The sequence below is a fragment of the Pseudomonas sp. BYT-1 genome, assembly GCF_023611805.1.
In the GTDB taxonomy this organism is placed as follows: Bacteria; Pseudomonadota; Gammaproteobacteria; order Pseudomonadales; family Pseudomonadaceae; genus Aquipseudomonas; species Aquipseudomonas guariconensis.
In genome coordinates this window covers 1,723,387-1,748,026 of record NZ_CP072559.1, presented here as the reverse complement: position 1 = coordinate 1,748,026, position 24,640 = coordinate 1,723,387, and the positions used below count along the sequence as shown (strand labels likewise).

At 62.6% G+C, this 24,640-nt stretch carries 18 protein-coding genes and 1 pseudogene; 7 read left to right on the top strand and 12 right to left on the bottom strand.

Translation table 11 applies throughout. The features are described from left to right. Positions 1 to 3: 3 nt before the first annotated feature. The 4 genes from ligA to J5X93_RS07955 form a co-directional block, all read right to left on the bottom strand. Positions 4 to 2,358 (bottom strand): NAD-dependent DNA ligase LigA, encoded by a 2,355-nt coding sequence (ligA, locus tag J5X93_RS07970; RefSeq protein ID WP_182941439.1) that lies wholly within the window; start codon positions 2,356 to 2,358, stop codon positions 4 to 6. Between the two features lie 99 nt (positions 2,359 to 2,457). Further along, a complete protein-coding gene (zipA, locus tag J5X93_RS07965) occupies positions 2,458 to 3,330 on the bottom strand; it encodes a cell division protein ZipA (protein ID WP_043215536.1) in 873 nt (290 codons plus the stop codon). A gap of 203 nt (positions 3,331 to 3,533) precedes the next feature. Beyond that, entirely contained in the window at positions 3,534 to 7,022 is a 3,489-nt protein-coding gene (gene smc / locus J5X93_RS07960; RefSeq protein ID WP_182941441.1) for a chromosome segregation protein SMC, read from the bottom strand. Between the two features lie 3 nt (positions 7,023 to 7,025). Then, positions 7,026 to 7,685, bottom strand: a complete 660-nt coding sequence (locus tag J5X93_RS07955) for a GntR family transcriptional regulator (RefSeq protein ID WP_070574271.1) — start codon at positions 7,683 to 7,685, stop codon at positions 7,026 to 7,028. Positions 7,686 to 7,953: 268 nt separating this feature from the next. Between J5X93_RS07955 and xdhA the strand changes: the two genes are divergently transcribed. From xdhA to guaD, 4 genes are all read left to right on the top strand, one after another. Beyond that, positions 7,954 to 9,408, top strand: a complete 1,455-nt coding sequence (gene xdhA, locus J5X93_RS07950) for a xanthine dehydrogenase small subunit (RefSeq protein WP_182941443.1) — start codon at positions 7,954 to 7,956, stop codon at positions 9,406 to 9,408. Further along, positions 9,401 to 11,800, top strand: a complete 2,400-nt coding sequence (gene xdhB, locus J5X93_RS07945; protein ID WP_090345974.1) for a xanthine dehydrogenase molybdopterin binding subunit — start codon at positions 9,401 to 9,403, stop codon at positions 11,798 to 11,800. The genes xdhA and xdhB overlap by 8 nt, the downstream gene beginning before the upstream one ends. Positions 11,801 to 11,874: 74 nt before the next feature. Continuing rightward, complete coding sequence (gene xdhC, locus J5X93_RS07940; RefSeq protein WP_090345977.1) at positions 11,875 to 12,720, top strand: xanthine dehydrogenase accessory protein XdhC; 846 nt, start codon at positions 11,875 to 11,877, stop codon at positions 12,718 to 12,720. A gap of 10 nt (positions 12,721 to 12,730) precedes the next feature. Then, entirely contained in the window at positions 12,731 to 14,035 is a 1,305-nt protein-coding gene (gene guaD / locus J5X93_RS07935; protein ID WP_043215799.1) for a guanine deaminase, read from the top strand. Here guaD and aqpZ read toward each other — a convergent pair. Then, positions 14,032 to 14,547: pseudogene (gene aqpZ / locus J5X93_RS07930) on the bottom strand (aquaporin Z); the annotation flags it as partial. The gene guaD and the pseudogene aqpZ overlap by 4 nt on opposite strands. A 123-nt stretch (positions 14,548 to 14,670) precedes the next feature. Beyond that, the gene (locus J5X93_RS07925) at positions 14,671 to 15,426 is read right to left on the bottom strand and encodes a GntR family transcriptional regulator (protein WP_043215798.1); all 756 of its coding nucleotides are present in this window, start codon (positions 15,424 to 15,426) and stop codon (positions 14,671 to 14,673) included. 359 nt (positions 15,427 to 15,785) lie between these two features. Here J5X93_RS07925 and J5X93_RS07920 point away from each other — a divergent pair, with 359 nt between their 5' ends. Continuing rightward, complete coding sequence (locus tag J5X93_RS07920; protein WP_043215797.1) at positions 15,786 to 17,135, top strand: NCS2 family permease; 1,350 nt, start codon at positions 15,786 to 15,788, stop codon at positions 17,133 to 17,135. Positions 17,136 to 17,234: 99 nt separating this feature from the next. On the opposite strand, the gene J5X93_RS07915 is transcribed toward J5X93_RS07920, so the two are convergent. The 6 genes from J5X93_RS07915 to J5X93_RS07890 all read right to left on the bottom strand — a co-directional run bounded on the left by J5X93_RS07915 (position 17,235) and on the right by J5X93_RS07890 (position 23,671). Beyond that, entirely contained in the window at positions 17,235 to 18,653 is a 1,419-nt protein-coding gene (locus J5X93_RS07915; RefSeq protein ID WP_167358113.1) for an amino acid permease, read from the bottom strand. Positions 18,654 to 19,278: 625 nt separating this feature from the next. Beyond that, positions 19,279 to 20,346 (bottom strand): 23S rRNA pseudouridine(2605) synthase RluB, encoded by a 1,068-nt coding sequence (gene rluB / locus J5X93_RS07910; RefSeq protein WP_090345983.1) that lies wholly within the window; start codon positions 20,344 to 20,346, stop codon positions 19,279 to 19,281. A 212-nt stretch (positions 20,347 to 20,558) separates the two neighbouring features. Beyond that, on the bottom strand, positions 20,559 to 21,320 hold the full coding sequence (gene scpB, locus J5X93_RS07905) for an SMC-Scp complex subunit ScpB (RefSeq protein ID WP_182941445.1): 762 nt from the start codon (positions 21,318 to 21,320) through the stop codon (positions 20,559 to 20,561). A gap of 23 nt (positions 21,321 to 21,343) precedes the next feature. Further along, positions 21,344 to 22,162, bottom strand: a complete 819-nt coding sequence (locus J5X93_RS07900; RefSeq protein WP_102081788.1) for a segregation and condensation protein A — start codon at positions 22,160 to 22,162, stop codon at positions 21,344 to 21,346. Positions 22,163 to 22,167: 5 nt separating this feature from the next. Further along, entirely contained in the window at positions 22,168 to 22,797 is a 630-nt protein-coding gene (locus J5X93_RS07895; protein WP_043214365.1) for an L-threonylcarbamoyladenylate synthase, read from the bottom strand. A gap of 13 nt (positions 22,798 to 22,810) precedes the next feature. After that, on the bottom strand, positions 22,811 to 23,671 hold the full coding sequence (locus tag J5X93_RS07890) for a PHP domain-containing protein (RefSeq protein WP_043214317.1): 861 nt from the start codon (positions 23,669 to 23,671) through the stop codon (positions 22,811 to 22,813). A 67-nt stretch (positions 23,672 to 23,738) separates the two neighbouring features. On the opposite strand from J5X93_RS07890, the gene J5X93_RS07885 reads away from it, so the two are divergent. Together J5X93_RS07885 and J5X93_RS07880 are read left to right on the top strand one after the other, a co-directional pair. Next, positions 23,739 to 24,335, top strand: coding sequence for a septation protein A (locus J5X93_RS07885; protein ID WP_043214319.1), 597 nt, complete (start codon positions 23,739 to 23,741; stop codon positions 24,333 to 24,335). A gap of 1 nt (position 24,336) precedes the next feature. Further along, complete coding sequence (locus tag J5X93_RS07880; RefSeq protein ID WP_090345991.1) at positions 24,337 to 24,636, top strand: YciI family protein; 300 nt, start codon at positions 24,337 to 24,339, stop codon at positions 24,634 to 24,636. The last annotated feature ends 4 nt before the right edge of the window (positions 24,637 to 24,640 follow it).

Below are 24,640 nucleotides of genomic sequence, written 5' to 3'. Positions count from 1 at the left end.
TGGTCAGACGGCGATGCCGTGACCCTCAAGGAAGGCGACAAACGCTTCCTCATCCAGCACCTTGACACCTAGCTCGCTGGCCTTGGCGAGCTTGGAGCCCGCACCGGGCCCGGCGACGACGCAATGGGTCTTGCTGGAAACCGATCCTGCCACCTTGGCACCGAGGCTTTCCAGCTTGTCCTTGGCGATGTCACGGCTCATGCGTTCCAGGGTGCCGGTCAGCACCCAGGTCTGCCCGGCCAGGGGCAGCCCTTGCGCGACCCTCTTCTCGCTGGCCCAGTGCATGCCGAAGTCGAGCAGTTGCGCTTCAATGGCACGGGCCAGCTGCTGGTTGGCCTCGACTCTGAAGAACTCCCGCACCGCCTCGGCCTGCTTGGTGTTCAGAGCCTGGCGCAGGTCAATACCATCGGCTTCGATGATCTTGTCCAGGGTACCCAGCTTGTCCACCAGTTTTTCCGCGCCCGTCGGCCCGACCGAGGGGATATCGAGCTTGGCGATCATGCCCGCCAAGGTAGTACTGGCGGCGAACTCGGCCGCCAGTTCGCCCTCATCCTGCAGCTGCATACCACTGTCGAGCAACTGCTGGATGACCTCAAGGTTGTGGTCATCCTCGAAGAAGTTATGGATCTCGTAAGCGACTTCCAGGCCAATGTCAGGCAGATAGGTCAGCACCTGCGGCAGCGCCTTTTGCACCCGCGCCAGGCTGCCCAAGGAGCGGGCCAGGACTTTGGCGGTCTCCTCGCCGACATCCGGAATCCCCAAGGCGAAGATGAAGCGCGCAAGGCTGGGCTGCTTGCTGGCCTGGATCGCCTCCAGCAACTTGTTGCTGGACACTTCGGCAAAGCCCTCGAGCTCGACGATTTGCTCGAACTTAAGGTCGTACAGGTCGGCCGGAGAGCGGATCAATCCTTCGTCAACCAATTGCTCGACGCTCTTTTCGCCCAGGCCGTCGATATCCATGGCTCGGCGCGAAACGTAATGGATGATCGCCTGCTTGAGCTGGGCGGCACAGGCCAGGCGCCCTACACAGCGGTAAACCGCGCCTTCACTGGTGGTCTCCTTGCCTTTGCTGCGCTTGACCAACTGGGTGCGCTCGACTTGCGAGCCACAGACCGGGCACTGACTGGGCACAACCACCGGACGGGCGTTGTCGGGACGGCGCTCGATCACCACCTGCATCACTTGCGGAATGACGTCACCGGCCCGACGGATGATCACGCTATCGCCAATCATCAGACCCAGGCGGGCGATTTCATCCATGTTGTGCAGCGTGGCGTTGGAGACCGTGACACCAGCCACCTTCACCGGCTTGAGCCGCGCCACGGGGGTGACGGCGCCAGTGCGGCCGACCTGGAACTCGACGTCGAGCACTTCGGTGAGTTCTTCCATGGCCGGGAACTTGTGGGCGATGGCCCAACGCGGCTCCCGGGCTCGAAAGCCCAGCTCGCGCTGGGCAGCCAGGCTGTTGACCTTGAACACCACACCGTCGATCTCGTAAGGCAGATCGTTGCGGCGGGCGCCAATGTCGCGGTAGTACGCCAAGCATTGCTCCACCCCTGCGGCATGGCGCAGCTCGCGACTGATGGGCAAGCCCCAGGTCTTGAGCTTCTCCAGGATACCGATATGGCTGTCGGCGATGGCCTCGGAGACCTGGCCCAGGCCGTAGCAGCAGAATTCCAGGGGACGGCTGGCGGTAATCTTGGAGTCCAGCTGGCGCAAACTGCCGGCAGCGGCGTTGCGCGGATTGGCGAAGGTCTTGCCGCCGCTCTCGGCCTGGGCGGCGTTCAGGCGCTCGAAGCCGGCCTTGCTCATGTACACCTCGCCGCGCACCTCAAGCACCGCCGGCCAGCCTTCGCCGTGCAGCTTGAGCGGGATGTTGCGAACAGTACGCACGTTAGCGCTGATGTCCTCGCCCGTGGTGCCATCCCCCCGAGTGGCGCCCTGCACCAGTTGGCCGTCGCGATATAGCAGGCTGACTGCAAGGCCATCGAGCTTGGGCTCACAGCTGTAATCGACCGCGGCCTGCTCAGCGAACAGATCGCCGGCCGGCAGATCCAGCCCCTCCACCACGCGCCGATCGAAGTCGCGCAGGTCGTCTTCCTCGAAGGCATTGCCCAGGCTGAGCATAGGAATTTCGTGGCGCACCTGGCTGAACGCCGCCAGCGCCGCCCCGCCGACGCGCTGGGTTGGCGAATCGGGCGTCACAAGGTGCGGATACTCGGCCTCCAGCGCCTTGAGCTCGTTGAACAGACGGTCGTATTCGGCGTCAGGCACGCTCGGCTCGTCCAGCACGTAATAGCGGTAATTGTGCTGTTCGAGTTCGGCACGCAGTTCATGGATACGGTTTTCGGCGTTCATCGTTCATCTTCTCTTGCAACGCAAAAGAGCAGCACAGGGCTGCTCTTTTTGCTCAAATCGGGCGGGCAGGATCAAGGCAGGTCCGCCCGCTGGGGGCCATCAACGCTTCTGGGTCAGCGCGCGACGCTCGAACTCGACGATGCGCTGGCGGTAGTGCTCGATGGTCTGGGCGGTCAGTACGCTACGCTGGTCATCCTTGAGCTCGCCGTTGAGTTCATGGGCCAGCTTGCGGGCGGCAGCGACCATCACGTCGAAGGCCTGCTTGGGGTGACGCGGGCCTGGCAGGCCCAGGAAGAAGCTCACCGCGCGAGTGCTGAAATGGTCGATATCGTCCAGATCGAACACCCCTGGCTTGACCGCATTGGCCATGGAGAACAGCACTTCGCCGTGACCGGCCATGCTCTCGTGCCGATGGAAGATGTCCATCTCGCCGAAACGCAGGCCGCTTTCGAGGATGTTCTGCAGCAGGGCCGGCCCCTTGAACCCCCCCTCGTCGCGGGAGATCACGCTGATCACCAGTACTTCCTCGGCCGGAGGCAGTTCTTTGACTGTATTGCCCGCGCCTGCACCGTTGTGGCGGCTGTGCTCGGCAGGACGATCATCATCGGCGTCGGCAAACAGGTCCGGCTCACGCGGCTCGGCAGCCAGGTTCAGGTCGCCCTGCTGTGGCTCGCTGGCGCGCTTGCCACGTTTGTTGGTTTTGGCTGGCTTGGGCTCACGCTCACGCGCCGGGGCGCTGACCGAAGGCAGATCGCTTTCGTCCAGCTCGGGTTCTTTTTGGGTTTCCAGTACGCGTGCAGGGCCCAGTACCTCGGCGCTGCCCTCGTCGTCCGGCAGATTGGAGTAGCTGCGATCCAGACGGAATTTCAACTTGCCCTTGCCGCCGCGCATGCGGCGCCAGCCGTCGAAAAGAATACCGGCGATGACAATGACGCCGATGACGATCAGCCATTCGCGCAGACCGATTTCCATGTAATCCCGTGCCTCTAAAAAATATGCTTGAAAACAAAGGCTTCAAAGCCCTTTAACACGTGGCGCCAACTCTATGTTCTGACAGGCGTTTTACCCACGCAAAAAATAAGTGACATAAAGCTAGCACGACCAAAGGCAACTTTACACCGTCTGTCGCACATGTCGGGGGGATTTCCCCACGTATCCTGCCTTATCTTCGCTCATCAGGCATCGACCATGGCCAACGCTTCCTCCACATCAACTGCAACAAGACGTGAGCAGCCTGGCTCGTGCATGGTCACCCCCATCAATTGATCGGCCATTTCCATGGCAATCTTGTTATGGGTGATGTAGATGAATTGCACGCTTTCGCTCATTTCCTTCACCAACCTGGCGTAACGTCCGACGTTGGCATCGTCCAGCGGCGCATCGACCTCGTCGAGCATGCAGAACGGTGCCGGGTTCAGCTTGAAGATGGCGAACACCAGTGCGAGGGCGGTCAACGCCTTCTCGCCACCGGACAGCAGATGGATGGTGCTGTTCTTCTTGCCCGGCGGGCGCGCCATGATCGTCACCCCAGTATCGAGTAGATCTTCGCCCGTCAGTTCCAGGTAAGCACTGCCGCCACCGAAAACTTTTGGAAAAAGTGCCTGCAAACCGGCATTTATCTGATCAAAGGTATCCTTGAAGCGATTACGGGTTTCCTTGTCGATCTTGCGGATGACGCTTTCCAGTGTCTCCAGTGCTTCCACCAGGTCGGCATCCTGGGCGTCCAGGTAACGCTTGCGTTCGGACTGCTGCTGGTATTCCTCGATGGCCGCCAGGTTGATTGCGCCCAGGCGCTGGATGCGCCCGTCCAGTTGCTCGAGCTCTTGCTCGGTGCCCTGCTCGCTCGCCTCGGGCTCGAGGGTGGCGAGCACACCCTGCAAGTCATAGCCATCGGCCAGCAGTTGCTCCTGCAGCGTCTTGCGACGCACATCCAGGCCCTGGGACTCCAGGCGGGACTGCTCAAGCTGACCGCGCAGCAACTGAGCCTGTTGCTCGGCCTGGGTTCGACGGCGCTCGGCATCGCGCAGTTCACGGTCGGCTTCATCCATATGCAGACGAGCCTGGCGCATTTCCTCATCGACGCTCATTCGCCGCTCCAGCAGCTCTTCGAGCTTCAGGCGCTGTTCTTCCAGCGGCGCTTCGCCCTCCTCCAGATTGAGGCTCAGTTGCTCCTGGCGCTCGCTCAGGCGTGCCGCCTGTAGCTCCAAACGCTCCAGGGCCTGACGGGTGGAATCATGCTGGGCCCGCAGGGAGCCCAGGCGCACCGCCAACTGATGGGCATGATCCTTGTACTGACGAGCCTCCTGACGGATACGATCGAGCCCTTCGCGCAGAGTGTCGCGCCGGGCCATCAGTTGCTCGCGCTGCTCGGTGTCTTGAGCCATCCGCTCCAGGGCTTCCTGTAACAGCAGACGGGCCTCGCCCAGTTGCTCATGCTCCATGGCCCGCTGCTCTTGCAGCTCGGCCAATTCTTGTTGCAGCCGGCGGCAGCGCAGCTGCACCTGCTCGGCGCGGGCTCGCCCGGCCGAAAGCCGCGCCTTGAGTTCGCCGAGCTGGCGGTTTTCGTCCTGACTGCGTCGGCGCAGCTGTTCACGCTGCGCTTCCAGGTCGCGCTGTTGTCCGCGCAGGTCCTGAAGGTGTTGCTCCAGTTGCTCCAGACGCGACTGGAGTTCGAGCTGCTCATGCCCCAGGCGTTCGATTTCCTGGCCACGGGCCAGAACCCCGCCTTGGGACTCCCCGCCCCGGCTGATCCGCAAAAAGTGTCGACCGATCCAATATCCGTCTCGACTGACCAGGCTCTGACCTTCCGCCAGCCCGGCTCGCAAGGCCAAGGCCTGTTCGAGACTCTCCACGGGACGTACCTGACCGAGCCAGGGCGCAAGATCCGTACGGCCCTCGACTTTGTCCAGCAGGCTGCCCGGCAGTCGAGCCCCCTGCGTGCTCGCCAGCAGCAGCCGCAGTTCGCCCTGCTCCAGGGCAGTGAAATCCAGTGAGGCGAAGTTTTCGACCAACACTGCTTGCAGATCGGCACCCAGCACGGCCTCGACCGCCAGCTCCCAGCCTGGCTCGACCCGCAGCCCTTCAGCCAGCCGCGGCTTATGCTCCAGCCCTTGGCCGCGCAGCCAGTCACTGGCACCCGCACCGGGCTCCAGGGCCGCCTGCTGCAATGCTTCCAGAGATGCCAGGCGCCCACCTAAACGTTGCAGTTCGCCTTGGGACTGCTGATGAGTCTCAGTAGACTGTTGCAACTGCTCGCGTACCGCGTCGAGCTGCTCGAGCACCTGTTGCTCGCTCATCTGAAGCGTTTCGAGCTCCAGTTCGCTACTTGCCACTTGCTCGGTCAACTCGAACAACGCGGCGTCTTCGGGTTCGGCCGCGAGCTGCTCGCGCTCTTCCTCCAGCTTGCGTTGACGCTCGGCCAAACGCTCCAGGCCAGCCTCCAGCTGCTGCAAACGGGACTGTTGCACTTCAGCCTGGCGCCGCGGCTCGGCGGACTGGGTATTGAAACTGTCCCATTGCTCCTGCCAGGCGTGCATGCCCAGCTCAGCCTCCTCGAGGGTGGCGGTCGCCTCTTCGGCGCTAGCCAAGGTCAGTTCCTGCTCGGGTTCGAGCATCGCCAGCTCTTCACCCAGGGTCGCCAGCAACGTGCGGTCATGCCCTAGGTGCGACTCAGTTTCCAGGCGGGTGCGCTCGGCTTCCTTGAGGTCGTCTTGCAATTGGCGCAAGCGTTGCTGGCCATGCTGGATGCTCTGCTCCACACGGGCGATGTCGCCGGCGACGGAATAGAAGCGACCCTGGACCTGATTGAAGCGCTCTGACAGCTCATGATGGCCGTCACGCAGGCGCTCGATACTCGCATCGGCATTGCGCTGCTCGGCCACCAGGGCTTCAAAAGCCACCTCCTGATCGCCGATGACCGCTTCGCGCTGGCGCACGCGCTCATCCAGCTCGCGCCAACGCAGGGCTGACAGGCGCGCCTTGAGTTGGCGCTCCTGAGCCTTGTACTCCCGGTATTTCTCGGCGGCCTGGGCCTGGCGGTGCAGGCGTTCAAGCTGGCGTTCGAGCTCCTCGCGAAGGTCGGTCAGGCGCGCCAGGTTCTCCTGGGTACGACGAATGCGGCTCTCGGTTTCGCGGCGACGCTCCTTGTATTTGGAGATGCCTGCGGCTTCTTCGATGAAATTACGCAGCTCCTCTGGCTTGGCCTCGATGAGCTTGGAGATCATCCCTTGCTCGATGATCGAGTAGCTGCGCGGCCCGAGGCCGGTGCCGAGGAAGATGTCCGTGATATCACGCCGCCGGCATTTGGTGCCGTTCAGGTAATAGGTGTTTTGCCCGTCGCGGGTGACCTTGCGGCGGATGGAAATCTCGGCGTAGGCGGCGTACTCGCCCAGCAACGTAGTCTCGCTGTTGTCGAACACCAGCTCGATGCTGGCCTGGCTCACCGGCTTGCGGCCGGATGAGCCATTGAAGATCACGTCGGTCATCGACTCGCCGCGCAGGTTCTTGGCCGAGCTTTCGCCCATCACCCAGCGCACCGCATCGATGATGTTGGATTTCCCGCAGCCATTGGGACCTACCACGGCGGCCATGTTGCTGGGGAAATTGACCGTGGTCGGATCGACGAACGACTTGAACCCGGCCAATCGAATGCACTTCAGGCGCATCGATCAGACCTGCGCCAGGGCCGCCAACACCAGCTCGCAACTGCGCTGGCTGTAGGCGACCAAGACCTCGCGGATACGTGCCTGGTCGCGGGCGACCACGGCTTCGAGCAGGCGAGCGAACAGTTCGAGGTAGTCGACCATGTTGGCCTGGCGCTGGTCCAAGGCCAGGTAATAGGCGCGGCTCATGGCAGGCTGCAGGTTTTCGACGGTTTCCTGCAGATAGGGATTGTCGGCGAATGGATAGGCTGCGCGCATCACCGCGAAGCTCTCGGCGACGAAGGTTTCGATGTCCTGGTTGGCATGGGCCCGCTGCAAGCGCTGCTGGATCTCGAGGAACGGCTCCAGATCACGCTCATGGCGCCAGCTGCTGGCTACCGCGTTGCCCAGCAGAATGTAGAACTCGCCCATCAGAGTGCACAGGCTGCGCACGCCACGTTCGTCCAGTTCGGTGACGTGGGCGCCGCGGCGCGCCAGGATCGCCACCAAATGTCGGCGTTCGAGGATCAACAGCGCCTCGCGCACAGAGCCGCGGCTGACGTTGAGCGCCTGGGTGACCTTCAGTTCCTGGATCCGTTCGCCCGGCTTGAGTTCGCCGCGAATGATCCGTTCGGCCAGGTAATGGGCAATCTGCTCGGAGAGGCTGTCCGGCGCCTTGAACGTCATGGTTTTCCTTCAGAATCTTGAACGGGGCACAAGGAGGCGATTGTAGCCTACTTGCCCGGCCGTCGCGCAGGGGTTCGCTGCGCTTTAATTCGACCTGTGGACGTGCTGCGAAGCCGGCGCGTTCTATGCTTTGAATATGACGATCTTGTCCCGTCGGGACGTGGCGTACGCAATTTCTTGACCTTTGAGTCAGAAATTTATTGACCAAATGGTCAAGCGTGCTTAGAGTCCGACCGAACAACAATAAAACCATTGCGAGGCCTTCCCCGTGATCCAGTTTCTCGTCAACCAGGAGCTGCGTAGTGAGCACGCCCTGGACCCGAACATGACGGTGCTGCAATACCTGCGTGAGCACCTGGGCAAACCCGGCACCAAGGAAGGCTGCGCCAGTGGCGACTGCGGCGCTTGCACCGTGGTGGTCGGCGAGCTGACCCAGGACGACCAGGGCCGTGACACGCTGCGCTACCGCAGTCTCAACTCATGCCTGACGTTCGTCTCGTCACTGCACGGCAAGCAGCTGATCAGCGTCGAAGGCCTGAAACACCAGGGTGAACTGCACAGCGTGCAGCGAGCCATGGCCGATTGCCATGGTTCCCAGTGCGGCTTCTGCACTCCAGGCTTCGTCATGTCCCTGTTCGCCCTGCAAAAGAACAGCGACGGCCACGATCTGCACCAAGCCCAGGAGGCCCTGGCAGGCAACCTGTGCCGCTGCACCGGCTACCGCCCGATCCTTGCCGCGGCCGAGCAGAGCTGCGCCCAGCCTTGCCGCGACCAGTTCGACGAGCAACAAGCCCAGACCATCGCCCGCCTCAAGGCGATCGCCCCGACCGAAACCGGTGAGCTCAACAGCGGCGACAAGCGCTGCCTGGTGCCACTGACCGTGGCCGACCTTGCCGACCTGTACAGCTCGCACCCTGAGGCGCGTCTGCTGGCCGGCGGCACCGACCTGGCCCTGGAAGTCACCCAGTTCCACAAGTCGCTGCCGGTGATGATCTATGTCGGTCACGTGGCCGAACTCAAGCGCATCGAAAAAACCGAGACCCACCTGGAAATCGGCGCCGCCACCCCGCTGACCGACTGCTACGGCGCACTCAACGAGGAGTACCCCGATTTCGGCGCCCTGCTGCACCGCTTCGCCTCCCTGCAGATCCGCAACCAGGGCACGCTGGGCGGCAACATCGGCAACGCGTCGCCGATCGGTGATTCGCCACCCCTGCTGATCGCCCTCGACGCCCAGGTGGTTCTGCGCCAGGGCGAGACCCAGCGCGCCCTGGCGCTGGAAGACTACTTCATCGACTACCGCATCACTGCGCGCCAGGACAGCGAGTTCATCGAGAAGATCATCGTCCCGCGTGCCAGCGCAGACTGGACGTTCCGCGCCTACAAGGTTTCCAAGCGCCTGGACGACGACATCTCGGCGGTGTGCGCGGCGTTCAACCTGCGTATCGAGGACGGTGTGGTGCGCGAGGCGCGGATCGCCTTCGGCGGCATGGCGGCCATTCCCAAGCGCGCCCGCGCCTGCGAGGCCGCACTGGAGGGCAAGGCCTGGGACCAGGCCAGCATCGAGCAGGCCTGCCTGGCCCTAGACGAAGACTTCACCCCGCTCTCGGACTTCCGCGCCAGCAAGCAATACCGCCTACTGACCGCACAGAACCTGCTGCGCAAGTACTTCATCGAACTGCAATCGCCGTACATCGAAACCCGGGTGACCGCTTATGTCTAACCATCACGTAGCCAAAAGCCAGGCCGAGATGGCCGAACTGTTCAGCCAGGACCTGACCACCGGGGTCGGCCGCAGCATCAAGCATGACAGCGCCGACAAGCACGTCAGCGGCGAGGCGGTGTACATCGATGACCGTCTGGAATTCCCCAATCAGCTGCACGTCTATGCGCGTACAGCCGACCGCGCCCATGCGCGCATCCTGCGCATCGACACCACGCCGTGCTACGCCTTCGAAGGCGTACGCATCGCAATCACCCATGAAGACATCCCGGGCCTGAAGGACATCGGCCCAGTGGTCGCCGGCGACCCGCTGCTGGCCATCGACAAGGTCGAGTTCTTCGGTCAGCCAGTGCTTGCTGTCGCCGCCCGAGACCTGGACACCGCACGCCGCGCCGCCATGGCGGCGATCGTCGAGTACGAAGACCTCGAACCGGTGCTGGACGTGGTCGAGGCCCTGCGCAAAAAGCATTTCGTGCTGGACAGTCACACCCACCAGCGCGGCGACTCGGACAGCGCCCTGGCCACCGCCCCCCACCGCCTGCAAGGCACCCTGCACATCGGCGGCCAGGAGCACTTCTACCTGGAAACCCAGATTTCCTCGGTGATGCCCACCGAGGACGGCGGCATGATCGTCTTCTGCTCCACCCAGAACCCCACCGAAGTGCAGAAACTGGTGGCCGAGGTGCTGGACGTGCCGATGAACAAGATCGTCGTCGACATGCGCCGCATGGGCGGCGGCTTTGGCGGCAAGGAGACCCAGGCCGCCAGCCCGGCCTGCCTGTGCGCGGTGATCGCGCGCCTGACCGGTCAGCCGACCAAGATGCGCCTGCCGCGCGTCGAAGACATGATGATGACCGGCAAGCGTCACCCGTTCTACGTGGAGTACGACGTCGGCTTCGACGACACCGGCCGCCTGCACGGCATCAACCTGGATCTTGCCGGCAACTGCGGTTACTCGCCTGACCTGTCCGGCTCGATCGTCGACCGCGCCATGTTCCACTCCGACAACGCCTACTACCTGGGCGATGCCACCGTGCATGGTCACCGCTGCAAGACCAACACCGCATCCAATACCGCCTATCGCGGCTTCGGCGGGCCACAGGGCATGGTCGCCATCGAACAGGTGATGGACCATATCGCCCGCCACCTGGCGCTCGACCCGCTGGCCGTGCGCAAGGCCAACTACTACGGCAAGACCGAACGCAACGTCACCCACTACTACCAGACCGTCGAGCACAACATGCTCGAGGAGATGACCGCCGAACTCGAGGCCAGTGCCGACTACGCCGAGCGCCGCGAGTCGATTCGTCGCTTCAACGAGCACAGCCCGGTGCTCAAAAAAGGCCTGGCACTGACCCCGGTGAAGTTCGGAATTTCCTTCACCGCGACCTTCCTCAACCAAGCCGGCGCGCTGATCCACATCTACACCGACGGCAGCATCCACCTGAACCACGGCGGCACCGAGATGGGCCAGGGCCTGAACACCAAGGTCGCACAGGTGGTGGCGCAGGTGTTCCAGGTCGATTTCGAACGCATCCAGATCACCGCCACCAACACCGATAAGGTACCCAACACGTCGCCGACCGCCGCCTCCAGTGGCGCGGACCTCAACGGCAAGGCCGCGCAGAACGCCGCTGAAATCCTCAAGAAGCGCCTGACCGAGTTCGCCGCGCGGCATTACAAGGTCACCGAAGAGGATGTGGAGTTCCGCAACGGCCACGTGCGGGTGCGCGACCAGATCGTCAGTTTCGAGCAGTTGGTGCAACAGGCCTACTTCGCCCAAGTATCGCTGTCGAGCACCGGTTTTTATCGCACGCCGAAGATCTACTACGACCGCGACCAGGCCCGCGGCCGCCCGTTCTACTACTTCGCGTTCGGCGCTGCTTGTGTCGAGGTGGTCGTCGATACCCTGACCGGCGAATACAAGATGCTGCGGGCCGACATCCTGCACGACGTTGGCGCCTCGCTGAACCCAGCCATCGACATCGGTCAGGTCGAAGGTGGCTTCATCCAGGGCATGGGCTGGCTGACCACCGAAGAGCTGGTGTGGAACGCCAAGGGCAAGTTGATGACCAATGGCCCAGCGAGCTACAAGATCCCGGCAGTGGCGGACATGCCGCTGGACCTGCGCGTGAAGCTGGTGGAAAACCGCAAGAACCCGGAGGACACGGTGTTCCATTCCAAGGCCGTGGGCGAGCCGCCGTTCATGCTCGGCATCGCCGCCTGGTGCGCCATCAAGGATGCCGTGGCGAGCATCGCCGACTACCGCGTGCAACCGCAGATCGATGCACCGGCGACGCCTGAGCGGGTGCTGTGGGGCTGCGAGCAGATGCGCAAGGCGGTAGCCGCCGAGCAGCCTGCCGAGCAGGAACTGGAAACCGTGACTCACTGACAACGCGAATCCCTGTGGGAGCCGGTTCATCCGCTTCCACAGGGGGCCGTGGCGCAACTTAGAGAGGCTGCATCATGCACCAATGGATCAACGCCCTCGCCGACCACCAGGCCCGCGGTGAAGCTTGCGTTCTGGTGACCATCATCGAGGAGCGCGGCTCGACGCCACGCAACGCCGGCTCGAAGATGGTGGTCAGTGCCGCGGGTCTGTTCGACACCATCGGCGGCGGACATCTGGAATACAAGGCGCTGCACATCGCCCGGCAGATGCTCGCGGAGCAGCGCACCACCCCGCATCTGGAGCGCTTCAGCCTGGGCGCGAGCCTCGGCCAATGCTGCGGCGGCGTCACGGTGCTGCTGTTCGAACCGATGGCCGCAGTGCAGGCGCAGATCGCAGTGTTCGGCGCGGGCCATGTCGGCCGTGCTCTGGTACCCTTGCTCGCCGCGCTGCCCTGCCGGGTACGCTGGATCGATTCGCGCGAGCATGAGTTTCCCGAGGTCATCCCCAATGGCGTGACCAAGGTCGTCAGCGAGGAACCGGTCGACGAAGTCGCCGAGCTGCCAGCGGGCAGCTATTGCATCGTCATGACCCATAATCACCAGCTCGACCTGGAACTGACCGCCGCCATCCTCAAGCGCAATGATTTCACCTGGTTCGGCCTGATCGGCTCGAAGACCAAACGGGTCAAGTTCGAGCACCGCCTGCGCGAACGCGGCTACGACGACGCCATCGTGGCGCGGATGCGTTGCCCTATGGGCCTGGCTGAGGTCAAAGGCAAGCTGCCGATCGAGATCGCCGTGTCCATCGCCGCGGAAATCATCGCCACCTACAACGCCTGCTTCGGCCAGCATGACGCTGCCGCCAATTCAGGCCCAATCGCCCAACTGCTGCCGCCCTCCCGGCGCAGCCAAGCCAATTGACGAGACCGTTATGAGCGCAACCCGCAAAGCCTACCGAGCCGCCATTTTGCACAGCATCGCCGACCCGGCCGAGGTGGGCCTCGACGCCTCCCATGAATATTACGAAGACGGCCTGCTGGTGGTCGAAGATGGCCGCATCAGTGCACTGGGTCACGCCAGCGACTTGCTGCCCAGGCTCGGCACCGACGTCGAAGTGATCCATCACCAGCACGCTCTGATCACTCCAGGCTTCATCGATACCCATATTCATTTCCCACAGACCGGCATGATCGGCTCCTACGGCGAGCAGTTGCTGGACTGGCTGAACACCTACACCTTCCCTTGCGAAAAGCAGTTCGCCGACAAGGCCCATGCCGACCAGGTGGCCAAGATCTTCCTCAAGGAACTGCTGCGCAACGGCACCACCAGCGCGCTGGTGTTCGGCAGTGTCCATCCCGAGTCGGTCGATGCCTTGTTCGAAGAAGCCCAGCGCCTTGACCTGCGCCTGATCGCCGGCAAGGTGATGATGGATCGCAACGCCCCGGACTACCTGACCGACACCGCCGAGTCCAGCTATGCGCAAAGCAAGGCGCTGATCGAGCGTTGGCACGGCAAGGGTCGCCTGCACTACGCGGTGACCCCGCGTTTCGCACCCACCAGCACCCCCGAACAATTGGCTCTGGCCGGTCAGTTGCTCAAGGAGTACCCGGGTCTGTACATGCACACCCACCTGTCGGAGAACGTCAAGGAAATCGACTGGGTCAAGGCACTGTTCCCTGAGCGCAAGGGCTACCTGGACGTCTACGACCACTACGAACTGCTGGGCGAGCGCTCGGTGTTCGCCCACGGCGTGCACCTGTGCGATGCAGAGTGCCAGCGCCTGGCCGACACCGGTTCGGCTGTGGCCTTCTGCCCCACCTCCAACCTGTTCCTGGGCAGCGGACTGTTCAACCTGCCCCAGGCCGAGCGCTTCAAGGTCAACGTGGGCCTGGGCACCGACGTGGGTGCCGGCACCAGCTTCTCGCTGCTCAACACCTTGAACGAGGCCTACAAGGTCATGCAACTGCAGGGCGCGCGCCTGCACCCGTACAAGTCCCTGTACCTGGCGACCCTCGGCGGTGCCCGCGCCCTGCGCCTGGACGACCGCATCGGCAGCCTGCGCCCAGGCAACGATGCCGACTTCGTGGTGCTCGACTACAAGGCCACCCCACTTCTGGACTACCGCATCCAGCAGTCCAACAGCATCGAAGAAACCCTGTTCGTGCTCACCACCTTGGGCGACGACCGCACCGTGCGTGAAACCTACGCCGCCGGTCGCTGCGTGCACCAGCGCTAAGGCTCCCGAGCCAGCCCTCGGTACAGCGCGCCGCCGATCGCCGCCCCGATCAGCGGCGCCACCCAGAACAACCACAACTGCTGCAACGCCCAGCCCCCGACGAACAGGGCTGGGCCGGTGCTGCGTGCGGGATTGACGGATGTGTTGGTCACCGGAATGGAAATCAGGTGAATCAGCGTCAACGCCAGGCCTATGGCGATGGGCGCCAACCCCGCTGGCGCGCGCGTGTCGGTGGCGCCCATGATGATCACCAGGAACATCGCCGTCATCACCACCTCGCTGACAAAGCCCGCCGCCAGCGAGTATCCCCCCGGCGAATGATCGGCGTAGCCATTGGAGGCCAACCCCGATGACAATTCAAAGCCCGCCTTGCCACTGGCAATGAAGTAGATCACCGCTGCCGCCAGGATCGCCCCGATCACTTGGGCAATCACGTAGGGCACGAACTCCTTGGCCGGAAACCGCCCGCCCACCACGAGCCCGAGCGATACCGCAGGGTTGAGGTGGCAGCCGCATCAGCCCTGGCTTCCCGCCCCATTAGCGATCACTGCGGGGCTGAAATGAAAAACGCCACCGCTCCGGTTGGGGAACGATGGCGTTGGTAGCAGCGGTCTGCCCGTAGACCGGGCAAACGATCAACCTTTGACCGATACCTTCGGCTTCTTCAGCAAATGCGAGAACACAGCATGCAGGTCGTCGGAGGCGCCCTCTTCGTCCAGGTTCAGCTTGGTGTCGATGTGATCCATGTGATGCATCATCAGATTCACCGCCAGCTCTGCGTCACGAGCCTCGATGGCGTCGATCAGTTGCATGTGCTCGTCGTAGGAGCAGTGCGAACGGTTGCCGCTTTCGTACTGTGCGATGATCAGCGAAGTTTGCGAAACAAGGCTGCGCTGGAAACTGATCAGGGGGGCATTGCCAGCGGCTTCGGCCAGTTTGAGGTGGAACTCGCCGGAAAGGCGGATACCCGCGCCCCGGTCGCCACGAGAGAAGCTGTCGCGCTCCTCGCGTACCATCTGGCGCAGTTCGTTCAGTTGCTCGATCGTGGCGTGCTGCACGGCAAGCTCGGTGATCGCGCGCTCGACCATGCGCCGAGAGAAGAACACCTGGCGCGCCTCTTCCACCGTGGGGCTCGCCACCACTGCACCGCGATTGGGCCGCAGTAGCACCACGCTTTCGTGAGCCAGGCGCGACAAGGCACGACGGATGATGGTGCGGCTGACGCCGAAGATCTCGCCCAGCGCTTCCTCGCTCAACTTGGTGCCCGGTGCCAGACGCTGCTCGAGGATCGCCTCGAAAATATGCGCATAGACGATGTCGTCCTGGGTACCGCTGCGGCCGGCCTTGCCATTGCGCGCAGGTTTCTTCAGAGGTTGCAGCTGTTCGTTCATGGGTTCTCGAGCACGAGGATCCGCCAGTCGGGACCTTGACTGTAATACCTGTCAGAGGGTGGCTGGCAAGTCCTGGATAGAAAATAAAGGGACCAAGGTATCGGTCTATTGTACACAGGCCATTCGATTTCTGCAGGTGGCCTTTTCCCATATAGCCACTACGCGACAGATCGCGCACACAAAAAATAAAACATTATTTGCATTATTTGTACACAACAGCATAATCCAGCGAGCAACTTTCTGACTCGAAAGTCAACAAATCGATCAGACGTCTGCCAATCCCCTCGCGGAACCGCCCAAGTGCATTGGCGCAGGACCAAGGTTCCGAAACAACAAGAAAGACTTGAGGAGTACTCGCTGTGGAAAGCCGCAAATCCGAAGCCCCTACGCTGGATCTCGCTCCACCGCTCGAAACGAGTTGGCTGGAACGGATTTTCAAACTCAAGCGACACGGCAGCACCGTCAGGACCGAGCTGATCGCCGGGGTGACCACCTTCATCACCATGGCCTACATCATTTTCGTCAACCCCAACATCATGGCCGATGCCGGTATCGACCATGGTGCGGCCTTCGTTGCCACCTGTATCGCCGCGGCCTTGGGCTGCCTGTTGATGGGCCTCTATGCCAACTGGCCGGTGGGCCTGGCCCCCGGCATGGGGCTCAACGCCTTCTTCACCTACACCGTGGTCGGCACCATGGGCTACACCTGGGAGGCGGCATTGGGTGCAGTGTTCGTGTCCGGTGTGCTGTTCATGGCCCTGACTCTCTCGCGCGTGCGCGAATGGTTGCTCAATAGCATTCCGGTCAGCCTGCGCCACGCCATGGGCGCGGGGGTCGGCCTGTTCTTGGGGCTGATCGGCCTTAAAACCGCCGGTATCGTCGTCGACAGCCCTGCCACGCTGATCAAGCTGGGTTCTCTGCACGAGCCTGGCCCACTGCTGGCGGCGGTATGTTTCCTGATGATCGCGGTACTGAGCTACCACCGCGTGTTCGGCGCGATCCTCATCAGCATCATCACCGTCACCCTGGCAGGCTGGGGCCTGGGACTGGTCCAGTATGGCGGGGTGTTCTCCCTGCCACCGAGCCTGGCTCCGACCTGGATGGCCATGGATGTAGCGGGCGTATTCAATGTCAGCATGATCAGCGTGGTGCTGGCGTTCCTGTTCGTGCATATGTTCGATACCGCCGGCACCTTGATGGGTGTGGCCCAACGCGCCAACCTGGTCGGTGAAGATGGCCGCATCGAGAACCTGTCCCGTGCACTGAAGGCCGACAGCGCCTCCAGCGTGTTCGGTGCTGCCGTCGGCGTACCACCTGTGACCAGCTATGTGGAAAGCGCCGCAGGCGTCGCCGCCGGGGGGCGTACCGGCCTGACGGCCGTGGTGGTTGGCCTGCTGTTCGTCGCCGCCATGTTCTTCGCACCGCTGGCCGGCATGATCCCCGCCTACGCCACCGCAGGGGCGCTGATCTATGTGGCCATGCTGATGATGGGCAGCATGGCACACATCCACTGGGACGAGGCGACCGACAGCATTCCTGCGATCGTCACCGTGATCATGATGCCGCTCACGTTCTCGGTCGCCGACGGCATCGCCCTGGGCTTCATCAGCTACGTGGCGCTCAAGGCCGGGACCGGCAAGTTCAAGGATATTTCTGCCAGCCTGTGGGTACTCTGCGCGATCTTCATCGCCAAGTTCGTGTTCCTCTGAGAGCCTGGCGCTGCCGAGGGCGCCTCGAACCCTCTCTCGCTCAAACAAAAAAACCCGATGGCAGTTCCCTGCCATCGGGTTTTTTAGTGGGTAACCGATTTACTTGGCGACGGACCCGGCGGCGCCGGAGGCCTGTCCACTACGCTTGCTCTTGAGCATGTAGAAGGCATACATCACCACCAGCCAGACCGGAATCGCATACACCGAGACCTGGATACCAGGGATCTGCAGCATGATGCCCAGGATCAGCACCACGAAGGCCAGGCACAGGTAGTTGCCATACGGGTACCAGAGCGCCTTGAACAGCGCCTTCTGCCCGGTGCGGTCCAAGTGCTGACGGAATTTGAGGTGCGAGTAGCTGATCATCGCCCAGTTGATCACCAGCGCAGCCACCACCAACGACATCAACAGCTCCAGCGCATGTTGCGGCATGAAGTAGTTCAGCAGCACCGCCACCAGCGTCACGCCGGCCGAGGCCAGGATCGAACGGACCGGTACGCCGCGCTTGTCGATCTTGGCCAGGCTTGCCGGGGCGTCGCCTTGCTCGGCCATGCCGTAGAGCATGCGAGCGTTGCAGTAGGTCCCGCTGTTATAGACCGACAGCGCCGCAGTCAGGACCACGAAGTTCAGCAGGTGCGCCGCCACGTCGCTACCGAGCAGCGAGAACACCTGGACGAACGGGCTGCTGCCATAGCTGCCGCCGGAGGCATCGATGCTCGCGACCAGGCTATTCCATGGGGTCAGCGACAGCAGGATCACCAGCGCGCCGATATAGAAGATCAGGATGCGGTAGATGACCTGGTTGATCGCCTTAGGAATCACGGTCTTTGGCTTGTCGGCCTCGGCAGCGGTGAAGCCCAGCATTTCCAGGCCACCAAAGGAGAACATGATGATCGCCAGAGCCATCACCAGGCCACTCACGCCATTGGGGAAGAAACCGCCATGGGCCCAAAGGTTGGTCACCGAAGCTTCAGGACCACCGCTGCCGCTGGTGAGCAGATAGGCACCCAGGCCGATCATGCCGACGATGGCGAGTACCTTGATGATGGCGAACCAGAACTCGGCCTCGCCGAACACTTTCACGTTCATCAGGTTGATCGCGTTGATCAGGATGAAGAAGCCCGCCGCAGTGACCCAGGTAGGGATCTCCGGCCACCAGTAGTGAATGTACTTACCGACCGCGGACAGCTCCGACATGCCGACCAGAATGTACAGCACCCAGCAGTTCCAACCGGACAGGAAGCCCGCGAAACCGCCCCAGTACTTGTGGGCGAAGTGGCTGAAGGAGCCGGCAACCGGCTCTTCGACGATCATTTCGCCCAGTTGGCGCATGATCATGAAGGCGATGAAGCCGCAGATGGCGTAGCCGAGAATCATCGACGGACCGGCGGACTTCATCACGCCGGCAGAGCCCAGGAACAATCCGGTACCAATTGCGCCACCCAGGGCAATCAGCTGGATATGGCGGTTCTTCAGGCCACGCTTGAGCTCGCCTGAAGGCATGTTTTGTCCACTCATGAACGAAGTCACCTGCTTGTTTTTATCTGTGACGGAATCGGACCCACCGCGCTCGTGGCGCAGCGGAATGGGCAAGGTGGTTACCTTGGGTTTCTTGGACGGGGGTGATGACACCGAGGGACAGGCCCCGGGCGACTCAACCAGGCGTCAGCAAGAGTGCGCGGTACGCATTGGGGTCACAGGTAAAACGCGGCGCATTGTATACCCCTGCGTACGCGCAGGCGTCAACGCGTTGCGTCATTTCCTGATGAAAAAACGCAGCGATCCTGGCGGGAAGGCCTGAAAAGGCAAGATGATCGGCGTACATGGCGCCTCCATTTGTTGTTTTCGATGCCCAGCTCTACGGCCAGGCCCTGCACACGGCATGGGCGCTATATCAGCGTGCGGCGACGGGTTGAACAAGGGGGCGAGTGGCAAAGAAACAGCTCTGGAACGCGGCACTTGGCAGAATTTGTTTACATGCACAGGTGTACCGGCAAAAACGGTCGAAATTCGTAAAGATTTTGTTACAAGCTGGTCGATAGGGTTTCCAGACCCCATAAAAAATCGCGTCGGATCAAGATGTTAGATTTCTAGAGGCGCAAAAAAGGGGCCACGAGGGCCCCTTTCCTATGACGCTGAGCAATCAGCCGCGTGGCTTGCCGCGGCCACGGCCTGCTGGCTTTTCGGCCTCCGGCTTGGCCGGACGCTTACGCATCTCGCTGGGGCGTTCGGCAACCGTGCTGCTGCGACCGCCCTTGCGTGGCGCCTCTTCACGGGTCGGACGTTCACGCGCAGGACGCTCGGCTTGGCCATCTTGGGCGGGACGCAGGGTACGCACACGTTCGCCACGACCGAGCGGCCGGGTGGACTTGCGCTGCATGCGCTCGAGCTTGTCCTTGGCCTTGAGGTTCAACGCTGGCAACGCCACCGGCTGCAGGCCGACTTCCGCTGCCAGGATGTCGATCTCGCCCTGGGTCATTTCGCGCCAACGCCCCATCGGCAGGTCGGAATTGAGGAACACCGGACCGAAGCGCACGCGCTTGAGGCGGCTGACCACCACGCCTTGGGATTCCCACAGGCGACGTACCTCACGGTTGCGACCTTCCATCACCACGCAGTGGTACCAGTGGTTGAAGCCTTCGCCGCCCGGAGCTTTCTGGATGTCGGTGAACTTCGCCGGACCATCTTCGAGCATCACACCCGCCTTGAGGCGATCGACCATGTCGTCGTCGACCTCACCGCGCACACGCACCGCATACTCACGGTCCATCTCGTAGGAGGGGTGCATCAGGCGGTTGGCCAGTTCACCGTCGGTGGTGAACAGCAGCAGGCCAGTGGTGTTGATGTCCAGACGGCCGATATTGATCCAACGCCCTTCTTTCGGACGCGGCAGGCGATCGAACACAGTCGGACGACCTTCCGGATCGTCACGGGTGCAGATCTCGCCGTCAGGCTTGTTGTACATGATCACGCGGCGGGTGGCCTCGGCGGCCTCCACACGCTTGATCAGCTTGCCATCGACGGCAATGGCATCGTGCAGATCGACACGCTGGCCAAGGGTAGCCTCGACGCCATTGACCTTGATACGGCCCTGGCTGATCCAGGCCTCGACGTCACGACGCGAACCGACGCCGATACGCGCCAGCACCTTCTGCAGCTTTTCGCCGGACGGAGGGGTGGATTGGGTTTCTTGCAGGTCTTGGTCACTCATCTGGGCACCTCCCGGTGTAGTAGTGAAAGCGTTTTTTGGCGAAAGATGCGCCAAAGGGGCGCGCATCATACGCGGTTCGGCGGACGAACGCACTGGAGACTAACGGTTTATCGCGATTGGGCTGTGAGTTTCCGCCCGAAGGTGCTGCAGCGTCACCCGCAGCCCCGCTGCACCTATGAGCGCGGGTTCATCCGCGAACGGGCCAGAGCGATCTATGACTCAGGCTCATCCTCGACGTTGGCAGCCTCATTCCGCAGATCATCGAAATCGGTCTTGAGCCCATCTTCCATCGCATCGAGCTCCACCAGCAGCGTCCGGAAGCTGGTCTCCTCCCGAGGCGGCGCCTCGCCCTCCTCGTCCTCACCCAGGCTCGCATCGGCCAGCGCCTGCAGGTGCGCAGGCACGGGTGCGTCATCCGGATCCAGCAACGGCTCGGTGTCCATTTCGCGCAGTTCGGCCAGAGCCGGCAGCTCATCGAGGCTCTTGAGGTTGAAATGATCGAGCAATGCCTTGGTGGTGGCGAACATCGCCGGTCGGCCGGGCACCTCACGATAACCGACGATACGGATCCATTCACGCTCCATCAGGGTCTTGATGATGTTGCTGTTGACCGCCACACCGCGCACATCCTCGATTTCGCCGCGGGTGATCGGTTGGCGATAGGCAATCAGCGCCAAAGTCTCCAGCAGCGCCCGGGAGTAGCGCTGCGGACGCTCTTCCCACAGCCGGCCGACCCAGGGCGCAAAGTCCTCGCGGATTTGCAGGCGATAGCCGGTCGCCACTTCCTTGAGCTCGAAGGCGCGGCCATTGCAGGACTTGGCCAGGATTTCCAAAGCCTTCTTGAAGACAGCAGGCGCGGGGCGCTCGGCCTCTTCGAGCAACTCGTACAGGCGCTCGAGCGATTGCGGCTTGCCAGAGGCAAGGAGGAAGGCTTCGATCAGCGAGGCCAGGTCACGGGGTTCGTTCAGGTTCATCGGTAGGAAAGGCTTGCTCGTGGTCACTCGGCCCGGGCACGGACATGGATCGGGGCAAAGGGGTCATTCTGCACCAGTTCGATGAGCGATTCCTTCACCAGTTCGAGAATTGCCATGAAGGTGACGACCACCCCCAACTTGCCTTCCTCGGCGGTAAAGAGCTCGATGAACGGCACGAAGCCGCCACCCTTGAGTCGTTCGAGCACTTCACTCATGCGCTCACGGGTCGACAAGGTCTCGCGGGTGATCTGATGGCTTTCGAACAGGTCGTTGCGCCGCATCACCTGGGCCATGGACAGCAGGATTTCCTCCAGAGAAACATCGGGCAACAGCTTGCGAACCTTGGCCTGAGGCGCCTCCAGGCGCGGCACGACAATCTCCCGGCCTACCCGCGGCAGCTCATCGAGGCCTTCGGCGGCGGCTTTGAAGCGCTCGTATTCCTGCAGCCTGCGGATCAGCTCGGCACGTGGATCGCCCTCTTCCTCCTCGACCTCGCTGGAGCGCGGCAGCAGCATGCGCGATTTGATCTCGGCAAGCATGGCAGCCATCACCAAGTACTCTGCGGCCAACTCCAGGCGCACGCTCTTCATCAGCTCGACGTAGGACATGTACTGGCGGGTGATCTCCGCCACGGGGATGTCGAGGATGTCGATGTTCTGCTTGCGGATCAGATACAGCAACAAGTCCAGCGGGCCCTCGAAGGCTTCAAGGAACACTTCCAGGGCGTCAGGAGGGATGTACAGGTCCAGCGGCAGTTCGGTGAGTGCCTCGCCGTAGACCAGCGCCAGTTGCAGCTGTTGCGGCGCCTCGCTGTCAGCGACCGGGGCCGGGGCCTCTTGCACCGTGCTCACGCGGGCGCCAGGAACGGCGCAGGGTCGCCACAGCCAACACGGATGACTTCCGGCTCGTCACCTTCCAGGCTGATCACGGTGGAAGCTTTGAGGTCACCGAAGCCGCCATCGATGATCAGGTCCACATGATGCTCAAGGCGCGCACGGATCTCGTAGGGGTCGGTCATCGGCTCTTCATCACCGGGCAGGATGAGGCTCACGCTCATCAAGGGTTCGCCCAATTCCTCGAGCAGTGCCCGGGCAATGGGGTTGGAAGGAACCCGCAGGCCGATGGTCCGACGCTTTTCATGCAACAACAGCCTGGGCACTTCCCGCGTGGCATTGAGGATGAAGGTATAGGGACCGGGAATGTGCGCTTTGAGCAGACGGAAGGTCGCTGTGTCGATCTTGGCGAACAACCCCATTTGCGAAAGGTCGCAACACAGCAGTGTGAAGTTGTGGTTCTTGTCCAGCTGGCGCAGTCGTCGGACCCGCTCCACGGCGGTCTTGTCGCCGATCTGGCAGCCCATCGCGTAGGCCGAGTCGGTCGGATAGACCACGACACCGCCCTTGCGGATGATCTCGACGGCCTGTTTGATCAGGCGCGCCTGCGGGTTTTCCGCATGAATCTGGAAAAATTGGCTCACGTAGTCGTCCTGTTCATACCGCCAAAGGCTGTTCATGGCTGAATCGGCGCCACAAAGGTGGCAGATCCTCGGGCAATGGCCGGTAGGCACCGATCTCGCCCCAGGTGCCGGGGCCGTGGAAGTCACTGCCAGCACTTGCCAGCAGGCCGAACTCACGGGTGAGGATGGACATCGTGCCCACCTGCTCGGCCGGCATCATCCCGTTGACCACCTCCAACGCCTGCCCGCCTGCCTGAATATAGTCTGCAATCAGCCGTCTGCGCTTACTGCGAGTCAACTCGTAATGCATCGGATGGGCCAGACTCACCCAAGCGTTGGACCGACGCAGCGTGGCGACGGTTTCCTCCAGGGTCGGCCAATGCAGCTTGACGTCGCCCAGCTTGCCGGCGCCCAGCCACTTGCGAAACGCCTCACCGCGGTCTTTGACGTGGCCGGCACGCACCAGGAACTCGGCAAAGTGCGGACGCGCCGGGGCATTGCCGCTGTCGCCCAGCTCCTGCTGCACCGCCCTGGCGCCTTCGAGCGTGCCGGGCATGCCCTTGGCCGCGAGCCGTCGGTCGATTTCCTCGGAGCGCAGCCAACGGCCACGGTGCAAGGCCTCGATAGCCTCGAGTAGCGGCGGTGCATCGAGCGGGAAGTCATAGCCCAGCACATGGATCGTGGCGCCCCCCCAGGTACAGGACAGTTCCACTCCACTGACCCAGCGCATGCCGTTGGCGTGGCAGGCCTGACGCGCCTCGGCCAGGCCTTCTATGGTGTCGTGGTCGGTCAGTGCCAACGTCTGCACCCCGTGCTCGTGGGCCCGGGCGACCAGGGCCGAAGGCGACAAGGCGCCGTCGGAGGCCGTGCTGTGACAGTGCAGATCAACATTCATGGAGGAGCGCTTTCGCTGGAATCGATGTTTGTTATTATGCCGTCACATCCCGCTTCTGGCTGCCACTGTGAAACAATTCATCGATTTCATCCCGCTGTTGTTGTTCTTCATCGTCTACAAACTCGACCCGCGCGCGGTCGAAATCGCTGGTCACAGCGTCGAGTTCGGCGGCATCTACAGCGCCACGGCGGTGCTGATTCTCAGCTCCCTGGTGGTCTACGGCGCGCTGTTCCTGCGCCACGGCAAGCTCGAGAAGGGGCAGCTGCTGACCCTGGTCGCCTGCCTGGTGTTCGGCGGCCTTACCCTGGCCTTCCACAGCGAAACCTTCCTCAAGTGGAAAGCACCGGTGGTGAACTGGCTGTTCGCCCTGGCCTTCGCCGGCAGCCACTTCGTCGGTGACCGGGTCCTGATCAAGCGCATCATGGGCCACGCCCTGAGCCTGCCCGAGGCAATCTGGACGCGCCTGAACCTGGCCTGGATCGGCTTCTTCCTGGTGTGCGGTGCGGCCAACCTGTTCGTCGCATTCACCTTCCAGGACTTCTGGGTCGACTTCAAGGTGTTCGGCAGCCTGGGCATGACCGTGATCTTCCTGGTGGCCCAGGGCGTGTACCTGTCGCGCCACCTGCATGACAGCGACCCCTCCACTTCCAAACCTAAGGATTGACATGCTCTACGCCATCATCGCAAGCGACGTCGAAGGTTCCCTGGAAAAACGCCTGGCTGCCCGCCCGGCGCACATCGAGCGCCTGCAGCTGCTCAAGGCCGAGGGACGTGTGATCCTGGCCGGCCCGCACCCGGCGATCGACAGCAACGACCCAGGCGCCGCAGGCTTCACCGGCAGCCTCATCGTCGCCGAATTCGACTCCCTGACCGCCGCCCAAGCCTGGGCCGATGCCGACCCGTACATCGCCGCCGGCGTGTACGACAAGGTCGTGGTCAAGCCATTCAAGCAAGTCCTGCCTTGATCGG